Genomic DNA, 21,046 nt, shown 5'->3' on the forward strand with positions numbered 1-21,046 from the left:
GGCAGGTTGCGGCGGTCGAACCGCGAGGGGCCGCTCCGGCCCGCCGGCCGCGCCGCGGTCCGGGCGGCGGGCCCGCCTCGCGCGGTGGTCCGGGACGGTGTAGCCCGGCGAGGGGCGATCCGGGGCGTACAAAAGAAGATCTTCAGGAACTTGCCAGTTTTTGCGGGGGCCGCGCGGGTTATCGGTTGTCCATGAGCAGCAGGGACAGCAGGTCGTCCAGTGACCGCGCGGGCCGTACCGCATGATCGACGAAGAGATCTGCCCGGCGGATGCCTGGAAAGTTCGGGAGACCCGCCTCGAAACCGGCCTGCTGGCCCAGATGGAGTCGGTGTTCGCGCTGGCCAACGGGTATCTGGGGCTGCGCGGGAACCTGGACGAGGGCGAACCGCACGAGATCTCCGGAACGTATCTGAACTCGTTCTACGAGAAACGGCCGCTGCCGTACCCGGAGGGCGGCTACGGGTATCCGGAACAGGGGCAGACCGTCGTGAACGTGACCGACGGCAAGATCATCCGGTTGATGGTGAACGACGAGCAGTTCCATGTCGGGCGCGGGGTGCTGCGTTCGCACGAGCGGGTGCTCGATCTGCGCACCGGCCTGCTGCGGCGCGACGTCGAGTGGGAGTCACCGGCCGGGCGGCGGGTCCGGGTCCGCAGCGAGCGCCTGGTCTCGTTCACGCAGCGTGCGGTCGCGGCGATCCGTTACGAAGTGGAGGCGATCGACCAGCCGGTGCGGATCACCCTGCAGTCGTGCCTGGCCGCCGACGAGGAGCAGGTGAAGGTCTCCGAGGACCCGCGGGTCGCGGCGGCCCTGAAGGATCCGCTGGTCGCGGTCGAGCAGGACGGCGAGCAGCACGGCGCGGTGCTGCTGCACCGGACCCGTCGCAGCGGTCTGCTGCTGGCCGCCGGAATGGATCATGTGGTGGACGCGCCCGGCGATCTCGAGGAGGAGACCGACGTCCGGCCCGACTGGGCACGCACGACGCTGGTCACCGTGCTGCGGCCCGGCGAGCGGTTGCGGTTGGTCAAGTTCCTGGGGTACGGCTGGAGCGCCGACCGTTCGCCCGATGCGCTCCGTGACCAGGTCGCGGCCGTGCTGAACGGGGCACGCTACGCCGGATGGGACGGTCTCGTGGCGGCCCAGCGCGAGTACCTCGACGACTTCTGGGACGCCGCCGACGTGGAGATCGACGGCGATCCGGCGTTGCAGCAGGCGGTCCGGTTCGGGCTGTTCCACGTGTTGCAGGCGGGCGCGCGAGCCGAACGCCGGCCGATTCCGGGCAAGGGCCTGACCGGCCCGGGCTACGACGGGCACGCCTTCTGGGACACCGAGGGTTACGTGCTGCCGCTGCTGATGTACACCGCCCCGCGGGCCGCCGCCGACGCGCTGCGCTGGCGGCACTCGATCCTGCCGTACGCCCGGGAACGCGCCGGAACCCTCGGGCTGTCCGGGGCGGCGTTCCCGTGGCGGACCCTCGGCGGGCAGGAATGCTCGGCGTACTGGCCGGCCGGCACCGCGGCCCTGCACCTGAACGCGGTGATCGCCCGGGCCGTCGACCGCTACCGCCTGGTCACCGGCGACACCGCGCTGGAACGCGAGGGCGGCCTGGAGATCCTGGTGGAGACGGCCCGGCTGTGGGTGTCGCACGGCCATCACGACGCGTACGGTGTCTGGCACGTGGACGGGGTGACCGGCCCGGACGAGTACAGCGCGGTCGCCGACGACAACGTGTTCACCAACCTGATGGCCGCCCGGAACCTGCGGGCCGCCGCGGCCGCGTGCGAGCGGCATCCCGACCTGGCGCGCCGGCTGGGGGTGCGACCCGAGGAGCCGGCCGCGTGGCTGGGATGTGCCGAGGCGGTGCACGTGCCGTACGACGAACGGCTCGGCGTGCACCCGCAGTCCGAAGGCTTCACTCGTTACGCTCCGTGGCATTTCCCGGACGAGCATCCGGGCGAGCCGCTGATGATGCTCGCTCCGTACTTCCAGCTCTACCGCCGGCAGGTGTGCAAGCAGGCCGACCTGTTGCTGGCCATGCACTGGTGCGCCGACGACTTCACCGCCGACCAGAAGGCCCGCAACGTCGACTACTACGAGCGGATCACGGTGCGGGACTCGTCACTGTCCGCCTGCACCCAGGCGGTCATGTGCGCCGAGGTGGGCCACCTCGAACTGGCCCACGACTACGCCTGGGAGGCCGCCATGGTCGACCTGCGCGACCTGCACGGCAACACCCGCGACGGCCTGCACGTGGCGTCGCTGGCGGGGGCGTGGTCGGCGATCGTCGAGGGCTTCGGCGGGCTGCGGGAGCTCGACCACGGCCCGGCCGTCCTGGCCCTCGACCCGCGGTTGCCGTCCGGAATCACCCGGCTGCGGTTCAACCTGCGGCACAGCGGGGTGCGGCTGCAGGTCGAGGTCGACCACGAGACGGTACGGGTGTCGGTGCGTGACGGCGCGGACGCCCGGCTGACCATCCGGCTTTACGACGAGCAGGCGGAGGTCACCGTGGTGGAGGCGGTGACGCGCCCGATCGTACCGCTGAAGCCTCTGCTCCCGGCCCCGCCGCAGCCGCCGGGGTATGCGCCGCGGCGGCGTTAGGCCGTCGCGGGCACTCACCGTCGTCGCCGGATTGCCGATAGGTGGGGAGTGAGAGCCGCACCTTTCGCCCCGTCCTTCGGTGACCTGCTGCGTGACGGCGGGCTGCACTGTGTCTTCCAGCCGTTCGTCGACGTGGACACCGGGGCGGTGGTGGGCTTCGAGGCGCTGCTGCGCGGCCCGGCGGGGACCGCGTGGCAGTCGCCGCTGGCCCTGCTGGACGCGGCCCGTTCGGCCGGGCGTCTCGCCGACCTGGAACGGGCGTCGCTGACCGCGGCCCTGACCACGGTGGCCCGGGAGTCGGCGGGCCGCCCGGTCACGCTCTTCGTCAACCTGGAGCCGTCCACGCTGACCCGGCGCCTGGACGTGGTCCTCGACGCGGTCGCCGATCGGCCCGCGCACGTCACCGTGGTCGTGGAGATCACCGAACGGGCGCTGGCCGACGACCTGGCGGGAGTGCTGGCCGGCGCGGAACGACTGCGTGAGGCCGGTTGCGCCATCGCCCTGGACGACGTGGGGGTGCACCCGGAGTCCCTCGCGTTCATCCCGCTGGTCCGGCCCGAGGTGGTCAAGCTCGACCTGAAGCTGCTGCGCACGGTCAAGGATCCGGCGACGGTCACGGTGGCCGGGGCGGTCCGCGCCTACGCCGAGCAGGTCGGGGCGGAGGTCGTCGCCGAGGGCATCGAGACCCCGGAGGATCTGATCCGCGCGCAGGTGCTCGGTGCCACCCTCGGCCAGGGCTGGCTGTGGGGCCGCGGCGCACGGAACCTGGTCCCGTGGACGTCCGCGCCGGAACGGTTCGCGGCCCGGCCGATCGGCACGGCTCTGCGCACCACCCCGTACCAGCTGATCGGCTCCTGCCGCCGGATCCGGCTCGCGCCCAAGCACCTGCTGGTGCCGGTGTCGAAGACCCTGGAGCTGATGGCGTCGCAGGAGACGGTACGGCCGGTGCTGCTGGCCGCCTTCGAGCACGCTCGCTTCTTCCGCCCGTCCACCGTCCGCCGGTTCACCGATCTGGCCGCCCGACTGCCGTTCGTCGGCGCGCTCGGCGTCGACATGCCCGCCGCGCCGGCGCCCGGCGTCCGCGGTTCCCACCTCGACCCGACCGACCCGCTCGCCAGCGAGTGGACGGTGGTGGTCCTCGGCGCTCACACGGCGGCCGCCCTGATGGCCCGCGACCTCGGTGACACCGGCCCGGACGCGGACCGCCAGTTCGAGTTCGTCGTCAGTTACGACCGCACGATCGTCACCGCCGCGGCCCACTCCATGATCGGCCGGCTCACTCCGGAGACGTCCGCCGGATGACGATCGAATTCTGAACCGGTTAACCCCGTGATCAGCATCGATGCCCCCTATTGATCTTGATGAGTGGCGCATGCTTCGGCGCCCGGCCTTGACAAGACAAAATTAAGCCACTTAATAATGGCCCGTCGATAGGTTGACCTGGCGCTCCCCGAGTGGAAGTGCGGGTGGACCGCGTCCGTGATCGGATCGAGGGAGCCACTGATGTTCCACCTCACCAAGAGCCGGGTGGTCGCCACGGCCGCTGTGCTGGCGTTAGGGCTGGCGGGCTGTACCGGTTCGGGCGACACCGGTAAGTCGGGCGGGAACGGCGACAGCTCGATCACCGTCTTCAACGGCGCCAACGGGGCGATCGTGGAGAACTGGAACCCGTTCATCCCGAACTTCCTGCAACCCACCAGCGGCGCCATCCACGAGGCGCTGTTCTGGTACAACATGGCCACCGACGCGCCGCCGCAGCCGATGCTCGGCACCGCGTACCGGTGGAACGCCGAAGGCACCGAGCTGACGATCACCACGCGTGAGGGCGTCACGTGGACCGACGGCAAGCCGTTCACCGCCAAGGACGTGGCGTTCACCTTCGACCTGATCCGCCGGAACAAGGCGATCAACGCCACGAACCTGCAGATCAAGAGCGCGGTGGCGAAGGACGACAAGACCGCGGTGCTCACCTTCGGGGTGAAGACCTTCACCGACGAGGCCGCGATCATCGGCCACACCCCGATCGTTCCCGAGCACATCTGGAGCAAGATCGGCGACCCGTCGAAGACCATCAACCCGAACCCGGTCGGCACCGGGCCGTACAAGCTCAAGACGTTCTCCGCGCAGAGCTATGTGCTGGAGAAGAACCCGAGCTACTGGCAGGCGGGCAAGCCGCAGATCCAGAACGTCCGCTTCATCAGCCTGGCCACCGCCGACGCCGCGAGTGCCGCGCTGACCGCCGGCCAGGTCGACTGGATGACCTCCTTCCTGCCCGGCCTGGACCAGCTGCTGAAGAACCACAAGGAGCTGACGTACGTCAACACGCCGGCCATGACCACCGCGATCTTCACCTGCTCGAACGCCGCGCTCGGCTGCACCGGCCCGCAGACCGACGTCGCCGTGCGCCAGGCCATCTACCACGCCCTCAACCGGGACCAGCTCAACAAGCTGGCCGGCGGCGGGTTCGCGGGCACCGCCTCGCCGACCATGCTGCTGCCCGAGCGGGACAAGAAGTGGATCGCCGACCCGGCGCAGGCGACCATCCCCGGCACCGCCGACGTGGCGAAGGCCAACCAGATCCTGGACGCCGCCGGCTGGGTCAAGGGTGGCGACGGGATCCGGGCCAAGGGCGGCCAGCGGCTGTCCATGACAATCCAGACGGTCACCGGGTGGAGCGACTACATCTCGCTCAACGACGCGATGGCCCAGCAGTTCAAGGAGGTCGGGATCGAGCTGAAGCCGTCCCAGATGTCGTGGAACGAGTGGAGCAACAACCAGGTGCAGGGCAAGTTCCAGCTGTCGCTGGACTCGATCGGGCTGGGCGCCAACTCCAACCCGTACCACACCTACCAGCCGAAATACTCCTCGGCGACCACCGCGAAGGTCGGTGAGGCGGCCCGCAACAGCGGCAACTTCGCCCGGTACGACAACCCGGTGGTGGACAGGGCGGTCCAGGCGGCGGCCGGCACCAACGACGAGAACGTCCAGAAGGAACAGTACAAGATCATCCAGCAGGAGATCGTACGGGACCTGCCGTACATCCCGGTCTATGTGAACTCGCTGCTGACGGAGTTCAACACCAGCCGTGCCACCGGCTGGCCCAGCAACGAGGACAAGTACGCCCTGCCCGCCTCCTGGAAGATCTGGGACAACGGCATCGTGCTGGCCAACCTCAAGCCGGCCCAGTAGGCGCACGTGCGGCACCTGTTCCGGAAACTCGGGTTCTACCTGGTCGCTCTCTGGGCGGCGCTCACCGTCAACTTCGTCATCCCGCGGATGATGCCCGGCGACCCGGTGGACATCATGCTGGCGAAGCTGGGGCAGAAGGGGCCGGTGAGCCCGGAGGCGAAGCAGGCCATCGAGGCGATGCTCGGCACCGACTCCAGCCAGTCGCTCCTGTCGCAGTACGGCGACTACCTCGGCGGCCTGGCCTCGGGTGAACTGGGCGTCTCACTGGTCTTCTTCCCGGCGTCGGTGAGCTCGATCATCGGGCAGACCCTGCCGTGGACGATCGGGCTGATCGGCCTGGCCACGATCATCAGCTTCCTGACCGGCGTGGGTCTGGGCACCCTCGCCGGCTGGAAGCGGGGCTCGTGGGCGGACAACCTGATCCCGGTGACCACGATGTTCCAGTCGGTGCCGTACTTCTGGCTGGCCCTGATCCTGCTCTTCGCGTTCGGCAGCATATGGCCGCTGTTCCCGCTGAACGGCGGCTACGACGTCTACAACGTCACGCCCGGCTGGAACGCGCCGTTCCTCGGCTCGGTCCTGTATTACGGCACGCTGCCCGCGCTGACCATCATCATCTCGTCGGTCGGCGGCTGGATGCTCGGCATGCGCAACATGATGGTCTCCACGCTCTCCGAGGACTACATGGTCACCGCGGAGGCGAAAGGGCTGCGGTCCGGCCGGATCATGCGCCGGTACGCGGCCCGCAACGCGGTCCTGCCGTCCATCTCCGGGTTCGCCATCTCGCTCGGGTTCGTGGTCGCCGGGTCGATCGTCACCGAGGCGGTGTTCTCCTACCCCGGGATCGGCTCGGCGCTGCTGCAGGCCGTCGGCGGCAACGACTACGCCCTCATCCAGGGCATTCTCCTGATCATCACGCTGTCGGTCCTCGGTGCGAACCTGCTGGTGGACCTGCTGTATTCGGTCATCGACCCGCGCATCCGGGCCAGGAACTAGAGGGACGGACATGGCCGCGAACCCCATCGCTCTCGACGTACCGATCCCACGCCGGCGGGTCACCCTCCCCCCGCTGACCGCGAAACTCGCCACCGGGCTGATCATCGGCGCCGCGATCGTGCTGTTCGGGCTGATCGGCCCGCTGCTGGTGCAGGACCCGTCCCGGGTGAGCGACGTCGGCCTGGCCGGTCCCAGCGCCGAACACCTGCTCGGCACCACCCAGACCGGCCAGGACGTCCTCGCCCAGCTGGCCTACGCCACCCGCGGCTCGCTGATCGTCGGCGCGATCGTCGGTGTCCTGACGCTGGCGCTGTCGGCGTTCTTCGGCATCGTCGGCGCCTACGCCGGCGGCTGGGTCGACGAGGCGTTCTCCCTGTTCACCAACATCATGCTGGTCATCCCCGGGCTGCCGGTGGTCATCGTGATCTCGGCGTACGTGGCCGACCGCAGCCTGCTCCTCGTCTCGGTGGTCCTCGCCATCACCAGCTGGGCCGGGTCGGCCCGGGTGCTGCGCGGTTCCACCCTGAGCCTGCGCAGCCGAGACTACGTGCTGGCCAGCCGGGTCGCGGGGGAGAAGCGCTGGCGGATCCTGGCCGTGGAGATCCTGCCGAACCTGATCCCGCTGCTCGCCTCCCAGGTGGTGTTCGCGGTCATCTTCGCCATCCTCGGCGAGGCCGGCCTGTCGTACCTGGGTCTGGGCGCCAGCGACTCGTTCACCTGGGGAACCATGCTCTACTACGCGCAGAACGGCCTGGCGCTGCGGCTCGGCGCCTGGTGGTGGTTCGTGCCGCCGGGGCTGATGCTGGCGCTGTTCGGCGCGGCACTGTCGCTGATCAACTTCTCGATCGACGAGATCATCAACCCGAAGCTGCGCAGCCAGACCCGCGCCGCCCGCCGCGGCTGGCGGATGTCCCGGGAGCAGCTGCGCAAGGCCAAGGAGTCGACGCTGTGAGCCGCCCGGTGCTGACCATCGAGGACTTCAGCGTCGACTATCTGATCGAACCGCCGGTCCACGCCGTCCGCGACGTCTCCCTGACCCTGCACAGCGGTGAGGTGCTCGGACTGGCGGGGGAGAGCGGCTGCGGCAAGAGCACCCTGGCGTACGGGATCGTCCGTCTCCTGAAACCGCCCGCCTCGATCGTCGGCGGCCGGGTGGTCTTCCACGACCGCGACGGCGGCGACACCGACTGGAACCGGCTCGGCCCGGAACAGCTGCGGGCGGCTCGTTGGGACACCATCTCGATGGTCTTCCAGGGCGCGATGAACTCGCTCAACCCGGTGATCTCCATCCGTGACCAGTTCGAGGACGTCTTCGTCACCCACCGGCCCCGGATGAGCCGCAGGGAACGCCGGCAGCGCTGCGGCGACCTCCTCGAGCGCGTCGGCGTCGACCGGAACCGGCTGAAGTCCTATCCGCACGAGCTGTCCGGCGGCATGCGCCAGCGCGTGATGATCGCGATGGCGATGGCCCTCGAACCCCAGATCATGATCATGGACGAGCCGACCACCGCCCTCGACGTGGTCGTGCAGCGCGAGATCCTGCGGGAGATCTCCCGGCTGCGCGACGAACTCGGCTTCGCGGTCGTCTTCATCACCCACGACCTGCCGCTGCTGCTGGAGATCAGCGACCGGATCGCGGTGATGCGCGACGGCGCGATCGTCGAGCTCGGCGCCGCGAAAGAGCTGTACACCAACCCCCGCCACGACTACACCCGGCAGCTGCTGGCCTCGTTCCCCAGCCTCACCGGCGACCGTGGCTCGTTCGTCCGCGGCGCGCTCGACGACCGGCTGCTCGCCCTGGACGCCGTCGACGTCGCCGAGGAGAACCCGTGACCGTCCTGGAAGCACGCGGCCTGATCAAGGACTACCGCGGGATCCGTGCCGTCGACGACGTCAGCCTCACCCTGGAACACGGCCGGACCGTGGCCCTGGTCGGGCAGAGCGGCAGCGGCAAATCCACCATGGCCCGGCTGCTGCTCCAGCTCGAACGCCCGACCTCCGGGGAGATCCTCCTCGACGGGGAGCCGGTCGCCCGCCGGGGCAAGAGGCTCACGCTCTATCGGCGTACCGTCCAGATGGTCTTTCAAGATCCGTTCGCGTCGCTGAACCCGTACCACGACGTCGAGCACCATCTCGCCCGGCCGATCCGCCTGCACAACCCGAAGATGTCCGCCGACGACGTGCACCGCCGGGTCCTGCACCTGCTCGAACGCGTCCGCCTCACCCCGGCCGCGCACGTCGCCCGCCGCCGCCCGCACGAGCTCTCCGGCGGCCAGCGGCAGCGCGTCGCGATCGCCCGCGCGCTCGCCCCGGAACCCGGGGTGCTGATCGCCGACGAACCGGTGTCCATGCTCGACGTGTCGATCCGCCTCGGCGTGCTCAACCTGCTCGCCACCCTGCAGCGCGAGGAGGACCTGGGCGTCCTCTACATCACCCACGACCTGGCCACCGCACGGCACTTCTCCGACGACATCCTCGTCATGTACCGCGGGAAGATCGTCGAACGCGGTCCCGCCGACTCCGTCATCCTCGACCCGCAGCACGACTACACCAAGACGCTCGCCGACGCCGCCCCCAACCCGGACCGACGGCTCGCTCGGTGACGGCAGACCTCGCGAGTGCTAGGAGAACTTGAATATGATCATGATCAGCGCGAGCGCGCCGCCGAGCCAACTGATCGCCGCCACCCCCAGCAAGTTCATCCACGGCTTCGCCTGAAAGTCGTCCTTGTTCTTCTTCCTCTTCGGCCTCTCCAAGGGCGGGAACACTCCGCCGAAGACCCCGAAGAGCGACAGGCCGTACAGGACCATGATCAGGAAGGCGCCGTAGTGGGCGCCGGGGTCGCGCCGCCCGGCGGAGTCCGACATCGTCGGCGCGATCTCGGCGACCGGCACCGCGATCAGCGCCACCAGCAGGTGATACAACACCAGCACGGCCACCATCATCCACCCGTACCCCACGCGTGCCCGGCGCAGCAGAGCGGCAGGGGTCTGGAACACCGCGCCGGCCACCAGCCAGACGACGCTCACCAGCAGCAGGTTGAAACCTTCGCTGCGCAGAGCCTCCCGCGCGGACGCCAACGGGCCACCGGCGTCGGCCGTCCAGTTGGCGTAGATCGCGACGACGACACCAGCGGCGATCGCGAGCGCGGCGCCCACCGAACGCGCCACGATCTGTACGGGATCGGCGCCCTGCTGCGCCACGGAGGGGGATGGCCGGGACATCCGGCGATCATAGATTCCGTACGCGAACGGATGGCCGCGGCCCGTCCCGGCCGCCGCCCCGAATCGACGGCCGGCGCTGTGATGGCAGAATCCGCGGGTGCTGTCTGACACGCTTCCGTACCCTCGCCGGATCTCTGCTCTTCTGACGTGGCTGCGGAACCAGGCCGATCCAGGGGCGCGGATCGGTGAGATGGCGGCGGACGGGCCGCACGAGCGCTACCTGGCGGTGGTCTCGGCCGCCGCGTTCGGCTTGCGGCCCGTCGTGCTTGCGGCCCTGCACGATCCGGATCCTTCGGTACGGGCGGAAGCAGTCCGCCAGGCACTCCGCCTGAACTGGGCGACCGCCGCGGAACTGCTCGCCGACGCCCCACCGGTCCTCCGGCACCTGATCCTGCGGCTGCTGCGCCGGCGGCCAGGCACCGCCGACACCGTGATCGACCTGATCCGCGAACGCCACGGCGACAGCGAGGCCGTCGTCCTGCTGCCCGGCTGCACCGCCGCGACCGTGGCGCGGCTCCTCCCGGAACTCGCCGGCGCCATCGGGTCCTGGAAGATCCTCGCCCGCCGGCACAGCACGGCGATCCTGGACTGGGTGGCCACCCGCCTCGCCACACCGGGGCCACCGCCCTGGTCCGCCGTCGAGGCGCCGGTGCGCGCCTGCGTGCGGTTCCAGCCGGAACGGGTGCTCGACCTGCTGGAACGGCACACCCCCACGATCCTGCCGCCGATCGACCTGGCGCCCCTCGCCGCCCGGTTCCCGGAACGGACGGCGGACCTGGTGATCGGCGGGGTCCCCGCGGGAGAGGGCTACACCTATCTGCCGGACCAGGTGCTGCGGCACTTCCACAAGCTCGACATCGACCGGCTGGCCGCCCTCGAGAAGATCAGCTTCGGGATCGTGCGTCACCTGAACCCGCGACGGCGTGCCGAACTGTACGCCGCGGGACAGCGCGACGAACCGTCCCGCTTGTGGGCCGAACTGCTGCCGGACGAACTCCGTGTCCGTGAGGCGCGCCGGGCACTGGCGCAGCCATCGGCCGCCGCGGACGACTACGAGACCCGGATGTGGCGGTCCTACCTGCCGGCCGCCGAAGTGCTGCCGGAACTCGACGAGGCGAGCCGCGACTCGGAGCCGTACACGCGCGGGAACGCGTACGCGACGATGGTCCAGGTCGCCGTCCGGGAACCCGCCGCCGCGCCCGAGGTGCTGCGCCGGCTGCTGCGGCTGCGCAACGACCGCGAACTGGTCCGGCTGCCGGTGCTGCGCGTGCTCCGGGAACTCCTGCCGCACCTGGACGGCACAGCCGCGCCGGCGCTGACCGCGATCACCGATGCCGCCCTCGACGCACGGGACTTCTCCCACCGCAACAGGGAACAGCTCGTCGAACTCGCCTACGAGGCCCTCGCCGGTCGCCCCACCGGCTCTTCCGCCGCGTCCGGTCCCGCTGACGGCCCGGTCGTTGAGGACGAGCTGGCTCGATGGGCGCTCGGCATGATCGCCCGGCTGCCGATCCCGTCCTGGGTCGAGACGCTGCGCCCCGGCCAGGAACACCTCATCACCGCGGCGCTGCGGAAACGGATCACCACCGACACCGGCGAACTCCTCGCGCTCGTTCGTCTGCTGGAGACCCGGGCCCGGCACGTGCCGCAGATCCAGGATCTGCTGCGCCGGGCGGCATCGCCGTCCGCCCCGGCCGACGTCCGCGCGGAAGCCACCGAGAAGTGGCTCGACGACCCGCGTACCCGGGCCGCCCGCGCCGCCGAACTGCTGCGCGAGGATCCCACGGCCGTCCGCCTCGCCCCGGTCTGGCGCGAGATCACCACCTACAGCACCGACCTCCTGAACGCCGTCCTGCCCGGCCTCACCCCGTCCGGCCGGCCCGACGGCCTCCGGCCGGCCGACACGACACCGGCCGAGTCGCCCGCGGGCCGGTGGGCGGTCCACTTCGCCCAGGCGGGTCCGCTCACACAGATCCGGCGGTGGGTGCCCGAGCAGCAGCGCGCCTATGCCGAAGCCCTCGCCGTCGTCGCCGCGGACACCGAGCAGGACCAGCGCCTTCGGGTACGGGCGGTGAAGAGCCTCGCCAGGGTTCCGGTGGTCGGCGGGGAACTGCTCGCCGGCTTCCTCGACACGCCCGAGACCCCGATCGCGGAAGCGGCGATCGGCGCGCTGCCCTGGACCGACCGGCCCGGCGACACGCTGCCGGCCCTGCTCTCCCACGCCGGCGAGGACAGCGCCCGGGTGGCCCTGCCGGCTGCCGCCCGGGCCGTCCGGTTCGTGTCCGGCTCCGCCCTGCTCGACATGCTGCGCGGCATCCTCCTCGCCCCGGCGTCGTCGGGTGTCCGGGTGACCAGCCGCAAAGCCGCCGTCCGGCTGCTCGCCCGGTACGGCCCGCCCGAGTCGGCGGATCTGCTCGCCGAGGTGTGGCGCGCCCCCGGCGCCCACCCCGACGTGCGGGCCGCCGTCGTCACCGCCGTCCGCGGCCCGGCGCCGTCCCCGCTCGCCTGGAAGATCTTCACGGAGGCCGCGGCCTCCACCGAACCGGTGGTGGTGCGCGCCCTGCTCGCCATCACCCCGGCCGAACTGGGCGAGCCGCAGCTCCCACGGTTCGCCGCGCTGGTGGCCGCGGCCTGCACGAGCCCACATCCGCCGATCGCACAGGAGGCGTTCCGGCACCTGCCCTCGTGGGTCCGATGGGCGCCGGACGCCTCCGAGCTGATCGTCGCGGCCCTCGCCGATCCCGGGTTCACCGGACCGGCCCGCTACTGGCCGGTCCCCGTCCTCTCGTCGATGACCCGCGCCCTGCTCGAACTGCCGGAACGCGGCGGATTCGGCGCCGTCCTCGACCGGCTGGCCACTCTCGACCGGAACGACCCGGACGGCGGAACCGTGGACCGTGACCGGCCCGCCCGCCGCTGCCTGACCCGGATCGTGGACGACGCCTGCCGATGGGCGCGGGACCTTCTGCCGCGGGATCCGGAGCCGTTCCGGACGGTCGCGCGCCACCTGGCCGCCGATCCGGCGTACCTCGGTGAGGCCGCCGAACTGCTCACCGCGCTGGCCGGCACGGACGCGGACGCCCTCGCCGAGGTGGCCGACCTGGTCGCCACCCGTCCGGCCCTCGCGGTGCGCCTCGCCGCCCAGGCCGACGGCTTCCGCTGGGATCGCGACCAGCTCGGCGAGATCCTGGTCGCGGCCCGCCGGCTCGCCGACCGCGCCGACCTGGCCGGCGGCCTGTTCGCCCTGACCCTGGTCAGCACAGTCGGCAAGTCCGAACGCTGGCCCGACCCGTGCCAGGAGACTCTGCGCCACTTGCGCCGCCACCCGAACCCGGACGTCGCCGACGCCGCCCTCCACCAGCGAATGGAACACTGACGGTCATCGGCACTCGCCCCTTGATCTCCACTCGGGTCGAGGTCGCAGCCCGGTGGGAAGGCCGGCTCACCCTCAGCGCCCGTAGGTTCAGGCGGGCAGGAACCCGTGCTCGCGGCCCCGCTTGCAGTCATCCTTGGTGGGCTTCGCCGGGATGGCCATGGTGTCGGCTCCGGGGAAGGCGTAGATGAAGCACTGCGATCGGAGCTTGTCCGACCCCGGGCCGGACGGCTTGCGGCCGCCGCTGGTCATGAAGTCGGTGAAGTCGGCATTCTGCGGCTTGCGTAAGGCACGTGCCCCGTCCTGGTAAGCCGCGGTGCTCGGGAAGTCGGAGTAAACCAGAGTGGCCGAGGTCCGGCCGTCACATCCGATCCGTGCGTGCAATGTGGTCCAGATGTACGGCGCGTCGAACCCGGTGATGAGGTGGCCGGGGCCGCGTTCGGCCAGGTTGAGTCGCGCGCCGGCCCGCAGCGTCACGCGCACCGAGCGACGGTCCGCCGCGGTGGTGACGGTGGGCACGCCAGAGGCATAGGCCGGATCATTGACGTAGGGGTCAGCCGGTAGGTAGAGCGCTGGTTTGTGGCCCAGGGTCGGGGTGTAGCCGGCGTTGATGTAGGGCTCGCCCTGCTTCTCGGTCGCGGTCACGGTGCCTTCCGCGCTGCACGTCACCTGGTACGAGGGAAGTGCCAATAGACCACGGTGTTCGCGCTTTTTGATCAGTTTCTGCCAGTTGCCCCCGGTCATAGCCTTCGCTGGCTCCGGATTGCCGGTGTTGAGCAGGAAAACGCACGTCGGCGCGACGCCGGTCACCCCGGCCTTGATCAGACGCTTCACGCATCTACTGAATGTGAGATCGCTGGCATCCTGCAGTGGCATGAACCAGCGGACCACCTTGTAGTCCGGGGACAGCACCGTGCTGACTCCGGTGCCCTGGTCAGAGCCACCGATCAGCCACAGCGACGTCGATCCGTACGCAACGCCGAACGTGTCTTGCAGACCGATGCGCACGGTGTTGACACCCGGTGCAAGCATATGGCTGATATCGATCGGAGCTGACGGCGGCTGAAATTCGTAGTTCTTGACGAAGGTGTTCTCGGTGCCGTCCGGGCGAGTGACCTTGATGAGGATCTGGTCGTCGACGGCAACCTCGCCGCGACCGTCGGGCGTGCCCGCGATGACACCCTTGCCGTCCGGAGTATTGAAGGAGAACACCTTGTCGAAGAAGAGCTGATCCTCTTCGGTGACGGAGGTCGATGGTATGGCTTCGGTGACCAGAACTGCGGCGGGAGCGGCGTGTGCCGGTGCCGCGATGACGACCGAAGCGGCCAATCCGGCGACCATGAACGCGGCTGTCATGAATGGAGAGGCGGCGACTCGCATGAATCAACTTCCTGTCGCGGCGGGTATCGGATAGCCGTATGACGGCGACCCCGATCACCCTGCCGGACGGCGTACCAATCGCCCATAGGTCATCGCGCCGCCGACCGCGGTCGTTCATCGGAGGTTCGCCCCGATACGGATTACCCCGAACGGATCGCTGTTCTCCAGGTCGACCAGCCCACGATTGCCGGCGAAGCATCCGATCCCCAGCCGGTGGCACCCTCCGGCCTGACCGCGGCACTCGACCTCGTCACCGACCGGCGCCGGGTTCAGGTCGTCATACGCAGTTACGAGCTCGCACCCGGAGAAAGCCGCAACCCGGGTCCCACCGCCGCGGAAGCGATGACCGGGTGGTGGGGAGATCAGGCCGGCGCCCGGAAGGCCACCATCGAATCCCTGGGCGCCGCGGAGGGCCTATCGATCAACCTGCATCGGGCCAGGCCGGTGAACACTTTCGACGCGCACCGATTGTGCCACCTCGCCGCCGACCGTGACAGAGCCGACGAGATGCTGGAGCAGCTACTTCGCGCCTACCACACCGACGGGCTCAACATCGCCGACCCGCAGGTCCTCCAGCGCCTCGGCGGCGCGGCGGGGCTCGCCGACACCGAGGTCCACGCCGTCCTGGTCGGCGACGACTACGCCGAGGACGTCCGCGCCGACCGGCGCCGCGGTGTCGAACACGGCGTCACCGGCGTCCCCACCCTGGTGATCGATGGAGGCCCTCCCGTGTCAGTCATCCAGCCCGTCGCCCAGCTCCGCCGCCTCTTCGAGTAGACACCCTCGGCCCCTTCCAACGCCGGCCACACCGCAAGCGATAGAGCGGCGTGGCCCGCACCGACGGTGGGCAGCCGGTTCAGTCGCGCGGTGGGGTGTCGTCGGTGAGGGTGAGGAAGCGGTCGACAGCCAGTTCGGCGTCGGCGCGGAGCCGGCCGGGTGGGGGCGCGGGCTCGCCGAGCAGGGAGCGGATCTGTACGTCGCGGACGACGAGCCCGTACAGCAGCTGGAAAGCCTCGGCGGGATCGCCGGTGCGCAGGTGGCCCTGGCCGATGAGCCGGGTCAGGTAGTCCTCGATCAGCGGCCCGGTGGTGTGCCGGCCGTGCCGCAGCAGCAGGGCGGCCAGGTCGGGGGAGGTCATGGCGGCCCGGTTCAGTGCCACCGAGGTGTCGCTGGTGAGCAGCCGGAGCAGGTTCTCGGCGATGACGGTCAGGGTGGCGCGCGGCTCGGCGGGGCTGTCGAGAGCGGCTGTCACGGCCGCGGTGACTTGGGCGGACTGTCGTTCGATGAGGGCCGCGAGCAGCCCGTCCCGATTGTTGAACCAGGTGTAGAGGCTCTCTTTCGAGCAGCCGGCACGGGCGGCGACGGCCTGCATGGTGGTGCCGTCGAGGCCGTGGGCGACGAGTTCGGTGAGCGCCGCGTCGAGGGCGGCGTGGCGGCGGGCCTCCTGTTCGCCGGCGCGGGGCCGTCCTCGTCGGGTCTGTCCGGTCACGGGGGCCTCCGCTGGCACTGGTGATTAATCGAACCATCAAGTACGGTTTAATTCGTACCCACTGGTTCGATTATAGCTGGAGGCACACCGTGCAGCGCACCGCACGCGCCTGGACCCTGGGGGCGGCCGCCGTGGCGACCGGGCTCATCGCCGGGTTCTTCTACGCCTACGCCTGCTCCGTCATGCTCGGGCTGGCCCGGGTCGACGATCACACCTTCATCACCGCCATGCAGTGGATCAACGCCACCGTCCGCAACGGATGGTTCGCCGCGAGCTTCTTCGGCGCACTGCCGCTGACGGCCGCGGCCGCGATCCTGCACCTGCGCCGTGACGGCAGGCGGGTGCTGCCGTGGGCGGCGGCGGCCTTCCTGCTCTACGCGGCCGCCTTCGCGATCACGATGGGCATCAGCGTGCCGCTCAACGAGGAGCTCGCGGCAGCCGGCGACCCCGGCGTCATCAGCGATCCCGCGGCGGTGCGGGCGGCGTACGAGGACGTCTGGGTGCGCTGGAACCTGGTTCGTACGCTCGCCTCGACCGCCGCTCTGGTCTGCCTGGTCCGGGCGCTGATCGTGCACGCCCGCCCGTCCGCCCGTGGGTGACCACCGTTCCCTGCCGCGTCTGGAGATCCCTGATGGCTGATGTCGCCGCCACGACCCTGGCCGATGGGCCCGGGGAGACCTACATCGGGCTGGTCCTGATGTCCGGGCTGTGCCTGGTACCCATGATCATGCTGGGGTTGGGTGCCTGGGCCGCCTCGGGGAGCCGTCGTGGGCGCCGCGCCGCGGTGGGGATCAGTGCCGTGATCCTGCTGTTCTACGGGCTGTCGGTGCTGGGCAGCAACTTCTCGTGGCCGGACCTGCGGTTCCACGGTGCGGTCGCCGATGTCGCCCTGTTGATCCTGGTCGGCTGCGGTGGCTTCCTGTCGCTGCCCTGGATTGTCGCGTTCGGTGTCGCCAAGCTCGTCCAGCCCGGCACTCCGGCGCCTGAGCAGGGGCCGTCACGGTCCGGATCGGAGTGAGGGGGATGCCGCGGCGCGAGGAGCACATCACGGTCGCTCCATGCTCGAGTTCCCACGCGAACCTGTGCGGTTCAACGACGTCGACGACGAGGCGGACACGGCGCTGGCGTTCCTGGCGTTCGCCCGTTCCAGCGTGCTGAAGAAGGTCGACGGCCTTGATGAGGAGCAGCTGCGGCGCCGCCTCGTGGTTTCGGATACGACGTTGCTCGGGCTGGTTCAGCATCTGACCGATGCCGAGCGTTGCTGGTCCGGATACACGGTGGCCGGTGACGCCCGGTACGCCGATGCCGGCTGGAGCATGACGGTCGCTGAGGAGCGGCCGTCCGCGAACTGATCGACGGCGTCACCGGCCGTTGATCAGGCGGCGCCCGGGACAGCACGGTCCGACCCAGGTCAGCGGCGCAGGTCGGATTGCAGGACCAGGGCGGCGGCCCCGGTGGCGGACGCCGTGGCGGCGGCCAGGGACACCGTGACCGTGACCGAGCGGTTCCAGGTACGGGCGTCGGCGGGCTGGATCCGGCGCATGATGGCCGGGCCGTACACGAACGACGCCGCCGCGAAACCCGGCCCGGTCAGGACGACCAGGTCGATGTCGAGGAGGTTGACGACCGACTCGGCGGCGGCGGCCACGTAGCGGGCGGACTCCTCGAGGAGGGCGAGGCACGCGGGCGAGCCGGCGCGGGCGGCCCGGGCGATGGCGGCGAAGTCGGCGCCGATGCTGCGGCCGGGGACGAGACCGATGGCGGGATCGGCGCGGGCGGCCAGCACGACAGTGCGCGGGCCGGCGATCACCTCCAGGCAGCCGCGGCTGCCGCACCAGCATTCCGGGCCGTCGACCTGGACGCAGACGTGCCCGAACTCGCCGGCGGTGCCGTGCCCGCCACGCATGGCCCGGCCTTCGACGATGATGCCGGCGCCGAGGCCGCTGCCCATGTAGAGGGCGGCGAACGCCTGTTGCGGCCCGACCCGGGCCACCCAGTATTCACCGACGGCGGCGGCGGTCGCGTCGTTCTCCACCAGCACCGGCCAGCCGGTCGACTCGGTGAGCCGGCGGCCCAGTTCGTCGCCGTCCCAGCCGCTGAGGTGTGGTGGCGCGTCGTCGAACCGGGCGATGCCGCTGCCCGTGCAGGGCCAGACCACACCGACGCCGAGGCAGCGGGCCGGGTCGACGCCGGACCCGGCCAGCAGGGTGCCGATGCCGTCGGTGAGGTGTGCCGGCAGGTCGTCGGCGGGGGCGGGGCGGGCCAGCCGGGAGATGACGCCGCCGGTCTGGCCGGTCAGCACGTAGGTGGTGGTGTCCCGGTCCAGGTAGACGCCGACGGCGAGCCGGGCCGCCGGGTCCAGCCGGAGCAGGGTGCGCGGTTTGCCGCCGGTGGGGGTCCGGCCGGTCTCGACGAGCAGGCCGTCCTCCAGCAGACGGCGTACGGTCATCGACACGGCGGCCTCGGTGAGCCCGGTGATCGCGGCCAGCTCGACCCGGCTGAGCGGCTCGGACGCCCGGATCGCGTCGAGGATGCTCTCCCGTGCCCCCGGCCGCCGCCGGCGGGTCGCCTCCGTCACGAAGCCCTCCGAGCGAGGCCGGCCCGCCGACGGAGGCGAGGCCGCGAACCGATGCTCACGGATTCCCCTGACTGTCGGCCGTGGCGCGTATCAACAGGACGCGATCGGGATACATTACCGGCATCCGCAGGCCGGAGGTGGCAAGCGCGCGCCCGGTCATCCGGACCCCCTCGGAGGTCGCCCAGGGAAGCGGGAAACCCCAGGCGAGGGCGTTGCCGTCGGGGACGTCGCCGGGTGGCTGCGGCCGTACGTGGTAGACCCGGTCATCGTCGAGGCCGGGCAGCGTCACCGTCCCGGGCGGGTAGGAGACGCTCGTCGCGGTGGTGGTCAGCGCGTACAGGGCGTCGGCGCCGGAGACCACCCCGGTCAGCTCGTACGCCGGGTCGGCCACGTCGGCGTGCACGAGTGTCCCGGTGTGCAGCAGCCCGCGCACCTGTTTGTAGAGCGCCACCCACTCGGCCAGCCGCGCGCGTTCCGCCGGTGTCGCCCTGGTCAGGTCCCATTCGATGCCGAGGTGTCCCCAGATCGCGGTGCCGGCCCGCATGTCGAGCGGCAGTTCCCGGTGGGTGGTGTGGGCGCGGCCGGCGCCGACGTGCGATCCGATCAACTCCAGGGGTACGAGCAGGCTCGTCCACCGCTGGATCGGCACCCGCTCGTGCGCGTCGATGCAGTCGGACGCCCAGATCCGGTCGGTCCGTTGCAGGATCTCCAGGTCGACCCGGCCACCTCCGGACGAGCACGATTCGATCTCCACTCCCGGATGGCGTTCCCGTAGCTCGTCCAGCAGCCGGTAGACGGCACGGGTCTGGTCGTGCACCCCGGCCCGTCCGGACGCGGGGTGGCCGGCGTCCACGAGGTCCCGGTTGTGGTCCCATTTCAGGTACGCGATGTCGTATTCGGTCAGCAACGCGTCGAGACGGTCGCGCAGGTGGGCGTACGTCGAAGGGTTGTGCAGGTCGAGGGCCTGCTGGGACCGGGCCGGCGGCGGCAACCGGTCGCCGGCCGCCATCATCCAGTCCGGGTGGGCGCGCGCGAGATCCGAATCCGGATTGATCATCTCCGGTTCGACCCACAGCCCGAACTCCATGCCGAGCCCGCGGACGACATCGATGATCGGTTTCAGTCCGTCCGGCCAGACGTCCGGCGACACCACCCAGTCGCCGAGCCCGGACGTGTCGTCGCGCCGCGACCCGAACCATCCGTCGTCCAGCACGAACCGTTCCGCGCCGACCGATGCCGCGGCGGAGGCGAGCGCGGTGAGCCGGGACAGGTCGTGATCGAAATAGACGGCTTCCCACGTGTTGACCACGACCGGCCGGGGTGATCGCGGGTGCTGCGGCCGGGCTCGCAGGAACTCGTGGAACCGCCGGGACACCGCGTCGAGGCCGTCCGCCCCGTACGCCGCGTAGATCCACGGTGTCGTGTAGCTCTCGCCCTCGGCCAGCCCGATCTCGCCGGGCATCAGCAGCTCGCCGCCCCCGAGCGCGGAATGCCCGTGATAGTTACGCTCCGCGATGGTCTGCGTGTTGCCGGAGAACGCCGTGTGCACGCCCCATACCTGCCCGTGCCGGTTGCCGAATCCGGGCGTGCCGGCGCACATCAGGTACGCGGAGTCGTACCCGGTCCGGCCGGTCCGGTTCTCCCGCACCCGCAGCCCGTGCGTGAACGCGGTCCGCTGCGGCGCGCGCTCCCGCAGGTGGTGCCCGGTGAAGTCGAGCAGCTCCGTGGTCCGTGCCGGCACCGGCAGGAACACCATCAGGTGGGTGAGCCAATAGGTCCCCGGTGCGGTGCTGGTCAGCCTCGCCCGGGCCCGCAGGATCCCGGCGGGGTGCAACTCCAGGTCCACGGTCAGCTCCAGGCCCGCGGCCTGATCGAAAGCCGTGATCCGTACGCGGGACGCGTCCCGGACGACATCGCGTAGCGTGAACGCGCTGGACCACGCCGTCCCGTCCCGATGCCCGGCCAGCCCCGGGAACCCGAGCCACCCGCCCGACTGTTCGGGAACCGGCGACACCCGCACCGGGGTGTCGGCGGAGAACCCGATCGGCTGCGGCGCCGCCGCCAGCGCGAGATCGCCGAGCTGGTCGGTGGTCAGGTCACCGAGGGCCGCACCCCAGTGAACGATGGTCGGCAGCCCGGTTCCCCGGCAATCCAGCACGACACTGACTCCGGCTGCGCTGAGGTGTATCAGGGGCTGCATCGGGCCTCCGCTTCCACT

General features: G+C 70.7%; 16 protein-coding genes and 1 pseudogene. 12 read left to right on the forward strand and 5 right to left on the reverse strand.

From position 1 onward, the window contains the following. Nucleotides 1-241: 241 nt before the first annotated feature. The 7 genes from Aut01nite_RS32800 (at nt 242) to Aut01nite_RS32830 (ending at nt 9,387) form a co-directional block, all read left to right on the forward strand. Nucleotides 242-2,599 (forward strand): glycoside hydrolase family 65 protein, encoded by a 2,358-nt coding sequence (locus Aut01nite_RS32800; RefSeq protein ID WP_043530297.1) that lies wholly within the window; start codon nt 242-244, stop codon nt 2,597-2,599. Between the two features lie 48 nt (nt 2,600-2,647). Next, nucleotides 2,648-3,901, forward strand: a complete 1,254-nt coding sequence (locus Aut01nite_RS32805; protein ID WP_052164326.1) for a sensor domain-containing phosphodiesterase — start codon at nt 2,648-2,650, stop codon at nt 3,899-3,901. Nucleotides 3,902-4,102: 201 nt separating this feature from the next. Continuing rightward, the gene (locus tag Aut01nite_RS32810; RefSeq protein WP_043530294.1) at nt 4,103-5,788 is read left to right on the forward strand and encodes an ABC transporter substrate-binding protein; all 1,686 of its coding nucleotides are present in this window, start codon (nt 4,103-4,105) and stop codon (nt 5,786-5,788) included. Nucleotides 5,789-5,794: 6 nt separating this feature from the next. Then, nucleotides 5,795-6,784 (forward strand): ABC transporter permease, encoded by a 990-nt coding sequence (locus Aut01nite_RS32815; RefSeq protein WP_043530292.1) that lies wholly within the window; start codon nt 5,795-5,797, stop codon nt 6,782-6,784. 10 nt (nt 6,785-6,794) lie between these two features. Beyond that, complete coding sequence (locus Aut01nite_RS32820; RefSeq protein WP_043530291.1) at nt 6,795-7,736, forward strand: ABC transporter permease; 942 nt, start codon at nt 6,795-6,797, stop codon at nt 7,734-7,736. Beyond that, complete coding sequence (locus Aut01nite_RS32825; protein ID WP_043530289.1) at nt 7,733-8,617, forward strand: ABC transporter ATP-binding protein; 885 nt, start codon at nt 7,733-7,735, stop codon at nt 8,615-8,617. The genes Aut01nite_RS32820 and Aut01nite_RS32825 overlap by 4 nt, the downstream gene beginning before the upstream one ends. After that, nucleotides 8,614-9,387, forward strand: a complete 774-nt coding sequence (locus tag Aut01nite_RS32830; RefSeq protein ID WP_043530287.1) for an ABC transporter ATP-binding protein — start codon at nt 8,614-8,616, stop codon at nt 9,385-9,387. The genes Aut01nite_RS32825 and Aut01nite_RS32830 overlap by 4 nt, the downstream gene beginning before the upstream one ends. 18 nt (nt 9,388-9,405) lie before the next feature. Here Aut01nite_RS32830 and Aut01nite_RS32835 read toward each other — a convergent pair whose 3' ends face one another. Further along, entirely contained in the window at nt 9,406-10,008 is a 603-nt protein-coding gene (locus Aut01nite_RS32835) for a hypothetical protein (protein WP_152628984.1), read from the reverse strand. A 190-nt stretch (nt 10,009-10,198) separates the two neighbouring features. Between Aut01nite_RS32835 and Aut01nite_RS32840 the strand changes: the two genes are divergently transcribed. Next, nucleotides 10,199-13,384 (forward strand): hypothetical protein, encoded by a 3,186-nt coding sequence (locus tag Aut01nite_RS32840; protein ID WP_043530283.1) that lies wholly within the window; start codon nt 10,199-10,201, stop codon nt 13,382-13,384. An 87-nt stretch (nt 13,385-13,471) separates the two neighbouring features. Here the strand turns inward: Aut01nite_RS32840 and Aut01nite_RS32845 are convergent, their stop codons facing one another. Then, nucleotides 13,472-14,737, reverse strand: a complete 1,266-nt coding sequence (locus Aut01nite_RS32845) for a hypothetical protein (RefSeq protein ID WP_043530281.1) — start codon at nt 14,735-14,737, stop codon at nt 13,472-13,474. 237 nt (nt 14,738-14,974) lie between these two features. Here Aut01nite_RS32845 and Aut01nite_RS32850 point away from each other — a divergent pair, with 237 nt between their 5' ends. Next, complete coding sequence (locus tag Aut01nite_RS32850; protein WP_201775602.1) at nt 14,975-15,538, forward strand: DsbA family oxidoreductase; 564 nt, start codon at nt 14,975-14,977, stop codon at nt 15,536-15,538. A 79-nt stretch (nt 15,539-15,617) separates the two neighbouring features. Here the strand turns inward: Aut01nite_RS32850 and Aut01nite_RS32855 are convergent, their stop codons facing one another. Then, the gene (locus Aut01nite_RS32855) at nt 15,618-16,250 is read right to left on the reverse strand and encodes a TetR/AcrR family transcriptional regulator (protein ID WP_043530277.1); all 633 of its coding nucleotides are present in this window, start codon (nt 16,248-16,250) and stop codon (nt 15,618-15,620) included. 20 nt (nt 16,251-16,270) lie between these two features. Here Aut01nite_RS32855 and Aut01nite_RS32860 point away from each other — a divergent pair, with 20 nt between their 5' ends. The 3 genes and pseudogenes from Aut01nite_RS32860 to Aut01nite_RS32870 all read left to right on the forward strand — a co-directional run. Further along, on the forward strand, nt 16,271-16,849 hold the full coding sequence (locus Aut01nite_RS32860; protein WP_236643045.1) for an anthrone oxygenase family protein: 579 nt from the start codon (nt 16,271-16,273) through the stop codon (nt 16,847-16,849). A 32-nt stretch (nt 16,850-16,881) separates the two neighbouring features. Continuing rightward, a complete protein-coding gene (locus Aut01nite_RS32865) occupies nt 16,882-17,268 on the forward strand; it encodes a hypothetical protein (protein WP_063958845.1) in 387 nt (128 codons plus the stop codon). A 40-nt stretch (nt 17,269-17,308) separates the two neighbouring features. Continuing rightward, nucleotides 17,309-17,593 (forward strand): annotated as a pseudogene (locus tag Aut01nite_RS32870) (mycothiol transferase); the annotation flags it as partial. A 68-nt stretch (nt 17,594-17,661) separates the two neighbouring features. Here Aut01nite_RS32870 and Aut01nite_RS32875 read toward each other — a convergent pair. Together Aut01nite_RS32875 and Aut01nite_RS32880 are read right to left on the reverse strand one after the other, a co-directional pair. Then, complete coding sequence (locus Aut01nite_RS32875) at nt 17,662-18,828, reverse strand: ROK family transcriptional regulator (protein WP_043530273.1); 1,167 nt, start codon at nt 18,826-18,828, stop codon at nt 17,662-17,664. Between the two features lie 55 nt (nt 18,829-18,883). After that, complete coding sequence (locus Aut01nite_RS32880) at nt 18,884-21,028, reverse strand: alpha-galactosidase (protein WP_043530271.1); 2,145 nt, start codon at nt 21,026-21,028, stop codon at nt 18,884-18,886. Nucleotides 21,029-21,046: the final 18 nt, after the last annotated feature.

This window comes from Actinoplanes utahensis (assembly GCF_016862455.1).
Taxonomy (GTDB): Bacteria; Actinomycetota; Actinomycetes; order Mycobacteriales; family Micromonosporaceae; genus Actinoplanes; species Actinoplanes utahensis.

Coding starts and splice junctions, on each gene's coding strand:
- Aut01nite_RS32800 (WP_043530297.1), top strand. CDS start 242: ATGATCGACGAAGAGATCTGCCCGGCGGATGCCTGGAAAGTTCGGGAG.
- Aut01nite_RS32810 (WP_043530294.1), top strand. CDS start 4,103: ATGTTCCACCTCACCAAGAGCCGGGTGGTCGCCACGGCCGCTGTGCTG.
- Aut01nite_RS32820 (WP_043530291.1), top strand. CDS start 6,795: ATGGCCGCGAACCCCATCGCTCTCGACGTACCGATCCCACGCCGGCGG.
- Aut01nite_RS32835 (WP_152628984.1), bottom strand. CDS start 10,008: ATGTCCCGGCCATCCCCCTCCGTGGCGCAGCAGGGCGCCGATCCCGTA.
- Aut01nite_RS32840 (WP_043530283.1), top strand. CDS start 10,199: ATGGCGGCGGACGGGCCGCACGAGCGCTACCTGGCGGTGGTCTCGGCC.
- Aut01nite_RS32845 (WP_043530281.1), bottom strand. CDS start 14,737: ATGACAGCCGCGTTCATGGTCGCCGGATTGGCCGCTTCGGTCGTCATC.
- Aut01nite_RS32865 (WP_063958845.1), top strand. CDS start 16,882: ATGGCTGATGTCGCCGCCACGACCCTGGCCGATGGGCCCGGGGAGACC.
- Aut01nite_RS32880 (WP_043530271.1), bottom strand. CDS start 21,028: ATGCAGCCCCTGATACACCTCAGCGCAGCCGGAGTCAGTGTCGTGCTG.